Source organism: Mesorhizobium sp. P3_A9 (assembly GCF_056402975.1).
In genome coordinates this window covers 1-9,420 of sequence record NZ_JBFUGJ010000240.1, presented here as the reverse complement: position 1 = coordinate 9,420, position 9,420 = coordinate 1, and the positions used below count along the sequence as shown (strand labels likewise).

The window sequence follows — 9,420 nt, the reverse complement described above, 5'->3', positions numbered from 1 at the left end:
GATGCGGGTCTGGCCCGAGCCGTCGGCGCCCATGACATAGATCTGCGCACGGCCGCCGCGGTCGGAGGTGAACACCACCTTGCTGCCGTCRGGCGAATAAGAGGGCGAGGTGTCGATGGCGGTCGAGTTGGTCAGCCGCGTCGTCGAGCGGCTGCGCAGGTCCATGGCGAAGATGTTGGAATTGCCGTCGTCGCGCAGCAGGCTCATGATCACCTTCTGGCCGTCGGGCGAGAAGCGCGGCGCAAACGTCATGCCGGGGAAATTGCCGACCAGTTCGCGCTGCCCGGTCTCGATCTGCAGGAGATAGACCCGCGGCTGGCCGCTTTCGTAGGACATGTAAGTGATTTCCTGCCGGTTCGGCGAGAAACGCGGGGTCAGTACGATCGACTTGCCATCCGAGAGGTAGCGGACGTTGGCGCCGTCCTGGTCCATGATGGCCAGGCGCTTCTTGCGCGCGTTCTTGGCGCCGGACTCGTCGATGAAGACGACACGCGTGTCGAAATAGCCCTTCTCGCCGGTCAGCCGCTCATAGATCGCGTCGGCGATGATGTGGGCAACGCGGCGCTGATTGGCGTCGTTGGCGAAGAACTGCTCGCCCGCCATCTGCTGTCCGGCGAAAGTGTCCCAAAGCCGGTACTGCGCACGGATGCGTCCATCGGCCTCCTTGCTGACACTGCCGGTGACCAGCGCCTGGGCGTTGATCACTTTCCAGTCGTCGAAGCGAGGCGCGGCGTCCGGGTTCGTTATCTTTTCGATGAAGGCGCTCTTGTCGATCGGCGCGAACAGCCCGGAGCGCTTCAGATCAGCGGTGACGATCTGGGAAATCTGGGCGCCAAGTGCATCGCCGCCCTGGAAATCCGTGATGGCGATCGGCAGCGGCTCGACATTGCCCTTGTTGACGTTGAGCTCGACGAGCGCCAGCGCCGGCAGCGTGCCGACAGTGGTCATGCCCATCGCCATTGCTGCGATCATCAGGAGCGGCTTGAGGATTGATTTCATGTCTTCTCGCTTCTCATACTGATTTTCGGATGTCAGGGCCTAGAGGCCCAGCATCTCCCTTGGGTCGAAGGTGACCCTTATGTCGTTCCAGATGTCCTGCTTGCCGGCAGGAACCTGCAGGCCAGCCACGTCGCATTTCTGAACCGCGCGCACCGCGCTTTCATCGAACTGCCGGTTACCGCTCGACTTTTCGACGGACGGTCGACCATCGAGCTTGCCGGAGTTGTCCAGGTTGAAGCGCACGACGACGACGAAATCCTCCGAACCTTCCAGCCCGACCGGCAAGGTCCAGCAACCGCCCAACTGACTCTCCAGCGCGCCCTGCTCCGACTTCGACAGCTTCTGGCCCTGATCCTTGTCGCCACCGAGCGACGCCTGCTGCGTCGAGCGCTTGGCGCCACCGCCCGACGGCTTCTGCTTGTCGAGGAGTGCGGAGATCTCGTTGGCGTTGAACTGCTTGTCGTCGGACTTCGGCTTCGACGACGCTTCCTTGACCGGCTTTTCGGCATCCTTGCGGTCCGGCGCCTTTGCGCTTTCAGCCTGTGCCGGCTGCGGCTTCGGCCGCGCTTCCGGCGCCGGCGCCGAACTCGGCAATTGCGTCTCTTCGGTGGGCGGATCCTTGGCTATGGCCTCAGCGACGGCATCCGGCTTGACCTCGGGCGTCGGATCGATGGCAGCGGTCTTGTCCTGTGGCGGCGGGGTCGGCGCTGGCTTGGCCGGCGTCGGCTTGGGCTCGGTCTGCTTGACCGGCTCAGGCTTGACCTCTTCCTTGGGCGTCGGTGCCGGCGCCACTTCCGTCGCCGGAATGGGCTTCGGCTTTTCCTGCGGCTTTGGCACGTCCTCGGTCTTCGGTGTTTCCTTTGGGGTCGGCGCGGGTGGTGGGGCCGAGGTCGTATCGACGGGCTTCGGCTTGGCTTCCGGCGTTATCGGCTTGTCGGTGTCGACGCTGTTTTCGCCGACCTTCTGCGAAGCCGGCACGATATCCGGGCGCTGCGTCGGCAACGGCGCCGGCTTTTCATGCATCACGGCCTTCTTGTCACCCTGCAGCGTCTGCGCAATGGCTTCCATCGGCACGATCTCGACCGCGACCGACTCGGCATCGGCGGACGGAAGCGCGGCCGGCGCCGTCAGCGTGAACAGGCCGAAGGTCAGCGCCGCCGTATGCAAGATCACCGATGTGGTGAGGCCGGTCTTCATCGCGCGTCTACTGATCCTGTTCCTGCAGTGAAACCAGACCGATATTCTTGTAACCAGCCGCCGAAATGCGGGCCATGACCTTCATCGCAGTGCCATAGTCGGTGGACTTGTCGCCACGGATGAAGATGCGCTCTTCATAGCCGGTCTTCGAGATAGCCTGCAGCTTGGCCACCAGCTCATCGATCGGAATTTCGGTTTCCTGGAGAAAAATCTTGCCGGAGGCATCGATCGAGACGGTGATCGGCTGCGTGTCGGCATTCATCGCCTTGGCCTGCGTGTCAGGCAGGTCGATCGGCACGCCGACCGTCAGCATCGGCGCCGCGACCATGAAGATGATCAGCAGCACCAGCATCACGTCGACCATCGGCGTGACGTTGATTTCCGACATCAATGCGTGGTGACGACCGCGCCGCCGGTGGCCGCGCCCGCCGCGTCCTCCCATGCCTACGGACATACCCATCTCGTTACTCCTCAGGCCTTCGGCGCGACTTTTTCATCGATTTGGCGCGAGAGTATGGCGGAGAACTCGTCGGAGAACCCTTCCATGCGCACAGCGATCTTGCTCGCATCCGATGACAGCTTGTTATAGGCGATGACCGCCGGGATGGCGGCGAGCAGGCCGATGGCCGTCGCCAGCAGCGCCTCGGCGATACCGGGCGCAACCACCGCCAGGCTGGTGTTCTTGGAACCGGCAATGGCCTGGAACGAGGTCATGATGCCGATGACCGTGCCAAACAGGCCGATGAAGGGGGCGGCCGAACCGGTGGTGGCGAGGAAGCCGAGGCGCCCCTCCAGCTTCTCCATCTCGCGGGTCAGCGCCAGGTCCATCGCCTTGTCGATGCGGGTCTGCAGCCCGAGTGGCGTCTTGGCGCCCTTCTCGAAGCTCTTCTTCCACTCGCGCATGGCGGCGACGAAAATGGCGCCCATGCCTGATGTCTTGCGGTCGGCGAGCGTGCGGTAGAGCTCCTCCAGCGACTGCCCCGACCAGAAGACCTGCTCGAACCGGTTGAGCGCCAGCCGCATGCGGCCATAGGAGACGAGCTTGTCGACGATGATCGCCCAGGTCCAGACCGAGGCGCAGAGCAAGCCGATCATGACCAGCTTGACCACCCAGCTGGCCGAAAGGAACARCGMCCAAAYCGACAATTGCGCGCCCGGATCGGCGAGTGCGATATTTTCCATCGTTACGTCCTTAAGATTTTCCGGGCAWRGCTGGCGGCTGGCCCATGGCATCCCTTGTGGTCGGTTCGCACGAAGCTACCGGAACAACCCCAAACTGTGCCGTTAGCGGCCTTTTCGGGGCAAATATTGGTGAAAGGAAGGCGCAGGATCGCGCCAATCTTCGCCAATCTCTTCATGAACCGTTATGGTTAAGGATGGGTTAGTAGATAAGGCGCGGCGCATTGCCGCGCCCGGCAGTGGGGCACAGGCATAAGATTTGTGCCGATGTTGTTAGGAGTCGGTTTCGTCCACGTGGTGGGTGGGGTAATCCTGCCCGCCATAGAGGACACGCAGGATGAGCACCTGCTCTTCGTCGACCCGGAACAGGATCGACACGCGCCGTTCAAAGCCGACGACCCGAATCCCAGGTCCGATGGCTTCGCGAACGATGCCACGTTCCGGGAACGTGGATAGCGCCATGCACGCCGCCTCGATGCGGTCGATGTAGCCCCCGGCACGCGCGGCGCTGCTTTCCTTTTCGATGTAGTTGTAAATGGCAAAGAGGTCGGACCGCGCCGAGGGTCTGAAGACGACCTTATGCGTCACGCTTGGCGGCCTTCATGCGGTCCGCATGGTGCTCGCGCAATGCCTTGAACACGTCTTCGGCCGAGATGTCCGGGCGCGGATCGTCGAGAGCTTCCTGCACCTTGGCCCGCATAATGGCGGTGATGACCTGCTCCTCGCGGTCAAGGGCGCGAAGCGCGGCACGCATGACTTCGCTCGCGGATTCGTACGCTCCCGACGCCAAGCGAGTGTCGACGCTGCTCTGCTGGCGTCCGAGCGTCACGCTTATGGGCTTGCTGGTTCTCATGGCGATTTGTTTCCTTGTCCTCCCAAATAGCACAATGTATGACACTGTCATACCACTTTAATCAGCTGAAGCATGAGACTTGGGCATAAAGGCTGCCACCCATTCCTTGGGAAAGCGTCTTGGCCGGCCATTCTCGCCGATGATCGCCGCCTCGACCCTGGCCTCAACCAGCACCTCGTCGCCGCGCTTGAGCTGCTGCGCCATGAAAATGCGCGCGCCGGAAATGCTGTCGGTGCGGGTGTCGACGGTCAGGATGTCGTCGATGCGGGCGGGGATGCGGAAGTCGATCTCCATGCGGCGCACCACCCACACGATCTTCTCGCCATGCTTACCGTCGGCGAGTTCCGTGTGATGCACGCCGGTGAGCCTGAGATAGTCGGAGCGGCCACGCTCGAGGAATTCGAGATAGCGCGCGTGGTAGACGACGCCCGAGAAATCGGTGTCGGCATAATAGACCCGCGCCATCAGCCGGTGGCCGAACGTCGTCAGTGCGCCGGAAAGCCCGGCCAGCAGCGTCGCCGATTCACCATGATCGCCCATTGCGCTTCCTTTTTCGGTCTCGACGAGGCACCTGTCCTCACGTGACATGGCATCGGATGGCACTGTTGACGGCGATGATCAAGGGTTTGATGGCGGCGCTGCTTGTGCTGTTGGCTTTGGCGTGGCCCAGCCAGGCGGCGACATTCTCGATGAAGCGCGGCCTTAATCTCGACCAGTGGGTCACCTGGCCAAGCGAGGACAAATGGGGCGACGCCAAGGCGATCTTGCCCTATCCGGAATGGCGAAAGTTCCTCAAGGAGGACGATCTCAAGGCACTCAAGGAAGCGGGCTTCGATTTCCTGCGCATGCCTGTCGACCCCTCGCTCTTCCTGTCCGACCAGACAACAGCGTTGCGTGATGACCTCTATGCCAGCGTGCTGGATTCAGTGCGCATGATCAACCGCGCCGGCCTGAAGGTGATCGTCGACATGCATCTGATCCCGGCCGGCGGCAGCCGCAAGATCGGCATGGCTGAGGTGATGGACGATCCGCAGACCTTCGACCTCTACGTCGACATGGTGCGCAAGATGGGTCGCACTTTGGCTGGCGAAGATCCCAGACAAGTCGCCTTCGAACTGATGAACGAACCGATCGTCGATTGCGACAGCGACGGCACCAGCCTGTGGCCGGACCGCCAGCAGAAATTGTTCGCCGCGGCCCGTTCCTCGGCGACAAAACTGACGCTGGTGCTGACCGGCGCCTGCTATTCCGCCGCCTCGTCGTTGGAAAAGATCGATCCCAAGGCGATCCCCGACGACAATGTCATCTGGACTTTCCACTCCTACGATCCCTTCCTGCTCACCCATCAGGGCGCGACCTGGGCCGGCGACTTCATCCCCTATGTGACCGGCCTGCCCTATCCGCTGACCGCGGTGCCGAAGGCGCAGCTCGATGTGACGCTCGACACGATTCGCGCCCGGATCAAGGCCGAGGCGCCCTGGACACGGCAGAGCGGCCTGCTTGCCTATCTCGACGAGCAGGTCGCCAGCATGGACAGCCCCGACAAGCTGCTTGGCCTGATGGATGCGCCGTTCACGAAAGTTGATGCATGGGCGAAGGCCAACGGCATCAAGCCGGAAAACATCACGCTGGGCGAGTTCGGCATGATCCGCCAGGAATACGGCAATGCCTATGTGATGCCCGCCGAATACCGCGCCGCCTATGTCAAGGATATGGCCGCCCGCGCCGAGGCGCACGGCTTCTCATGGTCGGTGTGGAGCTATGGCGGCGCCTTCGGCATCGTCGACGCATTCAACGGCGACAAGGCCGAACCCGATGTGATGGACGTGATCCGGTCACTTTACTGAGAGCTATTCTTCAGATCAGCCGAGGTCGATCTGCAGGATTTCGGGTCGCATCCCAAAACGAACCGGCATGATGCTGAAGCCAAGGCCGCCCGAGACGATCAGGTTGCGATCGTTCTCGACGACATGGCCATAGGCGTAGCGATTGCCGAAACGCGACGGCACGACGGGCGAATAGCCGAACAGCCGCACCTGCCCGCCATGGGTGTGGCCCGACAGGGTCAGCGACACCCGCCACGGCACGGTGGCAAAAATGTCAGGCTCATGGGCGAGCAGGATGATCGGCGCGGTGTCGCTGACCTTGGCCMGCGTACCGTCGAGATCGTCCAGCCCCGTCAATCCGGGACGCTCCTTGGTCGGCAACAGGGCCTGCTGGTCGGCCAGCCCGGCGAGCCACACACCGTGCCCATCCTTTTCCAGGCGCACGACATCGTTCTCCAGCACCGGGATACCGACCTTCTCCAAGGCCTTGCGCGCTATGGTTGGACCGGCTCCGGCCCGCTGCGCGAAGCCGTCGTGCCACCAGTCATGGTTGCCAAGGATCGACAGCACGCCGAGCGGGGCCTTGAGCCCCGACAGAGCGGACGCCCATTGCGATGGCGTCACCCCGCCTGTCACCAGGCGCATGCCGGCGATATAGTCGCCAAGCAGAACGATCACATCCGGCTGCAGGGCATTGGCATCCTCGACAAGCGAGGCTATCCGCTCCGGTGTCATCCACGGCCGGCAGGCATGGATATCGGCGAGCGCGACGACCCGCAGCTTCAGGCCATCAGGCCAATGCGGCGGCGTCAGCGCATAGCGCTTCACATGCGTCAGCAGCATCGGCTCGATGCCGACGGCATAGGCGCCAAGCGCGGCGGCCGTCACGAACGACCCGCCGATGAAGCGCAGGAACCCGCGTCTGGTTATCATGGATTGGCTCCCGGCCCTTCGATCGCAGCGGTTCCCCGCGCGCGTCCGATAAAATCCACGATTACGCCGGCAAATCGGCGAAGACGCGTAGATTTTGTGCAGGACGGGTCACATATCCTTGATCGTCGGCTTATCCCCGATCGCTTGGGGGCTATTCTTCCTGGAACAGGTTGATCTGCTGCTGCGCCAGATCCTTCGGCGCATCGAGGCCGAGATGGCGCCAGGCATTGGCCGTCAGCATGCGGCCGCGCGGCGTGCGCTGGATGAAACCCTGCTGGATCAGATAGGGCTCGATRATGTCCTCGATGGCGTCGCGCGGCTCGGACARGCCGGCGGCGATCGTCTCGATRCCGACCGGMCCRCCGCCGAAATTGCSSGCRATCATCGAGAGATAGCGGCGGTCGAGCGCGTCGAGGCCGAGCGCGTCGACCTCCAGCCGGGTCAACGCCTCATCGGCGATCTTACGGTCGACATGACCGTCGCCGGCGACCGAGGCGAAATCGCGCACGCGGCGCAACARCCGGCCGGCGATGCGCGGCGTGCCGCGSGCGCGKCGCGCGATCTCCAGCGCGCCGTCGTCGCCGAGCGGCATTTGCAGGATGCGGGCGCCGCGCCGCACGATCTGCTCGAGTTCCTCGACCGTGTAGAAGTTGAGCCGCACCGGAATGCCGAACCGATCGCGCAGCGGATTGGTGAGCAAGCCAAGCCGCGTGGTGGCGGCGACAAGCGTGAAACGGGCTAGGTCGATCTTGACCGAGCGCGCCGCCGGTCCCTCGCCGATGATCAGRTCGAGCTGGAAATCCTCCATCGCSGGATAGAGGATTTCCTCSACCGCMGGGYTCAGCCGGTGAATCTCGTCGATGAACAGCACGTCGCCTTCTTCGAGATTGGTGAGCAGGGCCGCGAGATCGCCGGCCTTGGCGATGACCGGCCCGGAAGTCGAGCGGAAATTGACGCCGAGTTCGCGCGCCATGATCTGCGCGAGCGTCGTCTTGCCAAGCCCCGGCGGCCCGACGAACAGCACATGGTCGAGCGCCTCGTTGCGGCCCTTGGCGGCCTCGATGAAGACTTTGAGATTGGCCCGCACCGCAGCCTGGCCGACGAAATCGTCAAGCGTCTGCGGCCGCAAGGTCTGCTCGGCATCCTCGCCGCGTTTTTCCGGAGCAATGAGACGGGGCGGCAGGCTCATGCGGCCTTCCTCGCATAAGGCAGAGGACCGGGCAAGCGAGCCCTCACCGCGCCAGTTCCTTCAGCCCGAAGCGGATCAGCTTCGAGGCATCGGCATCCTCGCCCGCAGTCTTCAGCGCCGCCGCTATCGCGTTGGCGGCGGTGTCGCGCGAATAGCCGAGATTGACCAGCGCCGAGACGGCATCGGTGATCGGCGCTGATGCCACGCCGTCACCGAGTTCCTGCTTAAGCCCGATGGTACCGGAGGCAGTGCCCGCATAGGCCGGCGCCTTGTTCTTCAACTCGGTGACGATGCGCTCGGCCACCTTCTTGCCGACGCCGGGTGCACGGGARACCATGGCGATGTCGCGCAGCGCAATGGCGTTGGCGAGATCGGCMGGCGCCAGCGTCGACAGGATGGCCAGCGCCACCTTGGCGCCGACCCCTGGCACGTTGKTCATCAGCARCCGRAACCAYTCGCGCTCMAGCWSCGACTGGAARCCATAGAGSCGCAGCATRTCCTCSCGCACATAGGTCTCGATGAACAGCACCACCGCTTCGCCAGGCGAAGGCAGTGCCGCCAGCGTGCGCGCCGAGCAATAGGCGACGTAGCCGACGCCGTGGATGTCGACGAGACAATGGTCTTCGTCGATCTCGTCCAACGTGCCCTTGAGTTTGCCGATCATGCCAGATCTTTCATGGAAGATGGGCCCTCATGGGTGCGTTTCCGGAGAGATGATGTCGAGGTCGGGGAAATAACTGCGATAACGCGCGGCGTCGCGTGTCAAAAGACGATGCCCGGCAACAGTCGCATGAGCGCCGATAAAGAAATCAGGCAAGGTTCTTTCCCTAACGCCACCAGCCCGGCGATAGCGGGAATGTGTGACGCCGGCAAGGAATGCAGCGTCCCAGGGTACAAGTTCGCGGTCCATCTCGAGCATGTCGACGGCTTTTCGAAGTGCCGTCTCCGTGGAGATCAGCGGCGCGAGCTCGGACCAGATGATTGTATTTAGCACCAAGGCACCATCGCGGCGGCAGGAGGCGATCGCCGATGCCGACCATTCTTTCAGCGGCCCGGCCGGTCCCCAGACGTCGATCAGGACATTTGTGTCAATCAACGTCGAGATCTTCACGCGGCCCCCTCAACCACTCCATGTACTGATCGGTGGTCATGCCTCCCAGATCCAACGTCCCCTCCATCCGGTCGAGGACATCGTGGAACCTGCGCAATTTCTCCTCCTGGGAGAGATTCTCGTTGACGGCAAC

General features: G+C 63.1%; 12 protein-coding genes and 1 pseudogene. 1 reads left to right on the top strand and 12 read right to left on the bottom strand.

The window, feature by feature from the left end:
• The 7 genes from tolB to ybgC form a co-directional block, all read right to left on the bottom strand.
• The coding region (tolB, locus tag AC1DX0_RS25270) for a Tol-Pal system beta propeller repeat protein TolB (RefSeq protein ID WP_477357224.1) at window positions 1-999 on the bottom strand (999 nt) is incomplete at its 3' end.
• A gap of 39 nt (window positions 1,000-1,038) precedes the next feature.
• Entirely contained in the window at window positions 1,039-2,196 is a 1,158-nt protein-coding gene (locus AC1DX0_RS25265; protein WP_477221714.1) for an energy transducer TonB family protein, read from the bottom strand.
• Between the two features lie 7 nt (window positions 2,197-2,203).
• Window positions 2,204-2,656, bottom strand: coding sequence for a protein TolR (tolR, locus tag AC1DX0_RS25260; protein WP_477221713.1), 453 nt, complete (start codon window positions 2,654-2,656; stop codon window positions 2,204-2,206).
• Window positions 2,657-2,667: 11 nt separating this feature from the next.
• Complete coding sequence (gene tolQ / locus AC1DX0_RS25255; RefSeq protein ID WP_477357222.1) at window positions 2,668-3,378, bottom strand: protein TolQ; 711 nt, start codon at window positions 3,376-3,378, stop codon at window positions 2,668-2,670.
• Between the two features lie 270 nt (window positions 3,379-3,648).
• Window positions 3,649-3,963, bottom strand: coding sequence for a type II toxin-antitoxin system RelE/ParE family toxin (locus tag AC1DX0_RS25250; protein ID WP_477221712.1), 315 nt, complete (start codon window positions 3,961-3,963; stop codon window positions 3,649-3,651).
• On the bottom strand, window positions 3,953-4,228 hold the full coding sequence (locus AC1DX0_RS25245; protein ID WP_477221711.1) for a type II toxin-antitoxin system ParD family antitoxin: 276 nt from the start codon (window positions 4,226-4,228) through the stop codon (window positions 3,953-3,955). Before AC1DX0_RS25245 ends, AC1DX0_RS25250 begins: the two co-directional genes overlap by 11 nt.
• 57 nt (window positions 4,229-4,285) lie before the next feature.
• Window positions 4,286-4,768, bottom strand: a complete 483-nt coding sequence (ybgC, locus tag AC1DX0_RS25240; protein ID WP_477221710.1) for a tol-pal system-associated acyl-CoA thioesterase — start codon at window positions 4,766-4,768, stop codon at window positions 4,286-4,288.
• Window positions 4,769-4,824: 56 nt separating this feature from the next.
• On the opposite strand from ybgC, the gene AC1DX0_RS25235 reads away from it, so the two are divergent.
• Window positions 4,825-6,075 carry a glycoside hydrolase family 5 protein gene (locus AC1DX0_RS25235; protein ID WP_477221709.1) on the top strand — a complete coding sequence of 417 codons (1,251 nt, stop codon included), beginning with the start codon at window positions 4,825-4,827 and terminating at the stop codon, window positions 6,073-6,075.
• A 15-nt stretch (window positions 6,076-6,090) separates the two neighbouring features.
• On the opposite strand, the gene AC1DX0_RS25230 is transcribed toward AC1DX0_RS25235, so the two are convergent.
• The 5 genes and pseudogenes from AC1DX0_RS25230 to AC1DX0_RS25210 form a co-directional block, all read right to left on the bottom strand.
• Entirely contained in the window at window positions 6,091-6,987 is an 897-nt protein-coding gene (locus tag AC1DX0_RS25230; protein WP_477357220.1) for a metallophosphoesterase, read from the bottom strand.
• Between the two features lie 151 nt (window positions 6,988-7,138).
• Window positions 7,139-8,176: a Holliday junction branch migration DNA helicase RuvB gene (gene ruvB / locus AC1DX0_RS25225; RefSeq protein WP_477357218.1), complete on the bottom strand. Its 1,038-nt coding sequence runs from the start codon at window positions 8,174-8,176 to the stop codon at window positions 7,139-7,141.
• Between the two features lie 43 nt (window positions 8,177-8,219).
• Entirely contained in the window at window positions 8,220-8,840 is a 621-nt protein-coding gene (gene ruvA / locus AC1DX0_RS25220; RefSeq protein WP_477357216.1) for a Holliday junction branch migration protein RuvA, read from the bottom strand.
• A gap of 27 nt (window positions 8,841-8,867) precedes the next feature.
• Window positions 8,868-9,287, bottom strand: a complete 420-nt coding sequence (locus AC1DX0_RS25215; RefSeq protein ID WP_477221705.1) for a type II toxin-antitoxin system VapC family toxin — start codon at window positions 9,285-9,287, stop codon at window positions 8,868-8,870.
• Window positions 9,265-9,420: pseudogene (locus AC1DX0_RS25210) on the bottom strand (AbrB/MazE/SpoVT family DNA-binding domain-containing protein); the annotation flags it as partial. The pseudogene AC1DX0_RS25210 and the gene AC1DX0_RS25215, both read right to left, overlap by 23 nt.

What these genes read in the sequence shown, in the direction of transcription:
- tolR (WP_477221713.1), bottom strand. Translation starts at nt 2,656, where the DNA reads ATGGGTATGTCCGTAGGCATGGGAGGACGCGGCGGGCGCGGCCACCGG.
- AC1DX0_RS25245 (WP_477221711.1), bottom strand. Translation starts at nt 4,228, where the DNA reads ATGAGAACCAGCAAGCCCATAAGCGTGACGCTCGGACGCCAGCAGAGC.
- AC1DX0_RS25265 (WP_477221714.1), bottom strand. Translation starts at nt 2,196, where the DNA reads ATGAAGACCGGCCTCACCACATCGGTGATCTTGCATACGGCGGCGCTG.
- ybgC (WP_477221710.1), bottom strand. Translation starts at nt 4,768, where the DNA reads ATGGGCGATCATGGTGAATCGGCGACGCTGCTGGCCGGGCTTTCCGGC.
- AC1DX0_RS25235 (WP_477221709.1), top strand. Translation starts at nt 4,825, where the DNA reads ATGGCACTGTTGACGGCGATGATCAAGGGTTTGATGGCGGCGCTGCTT.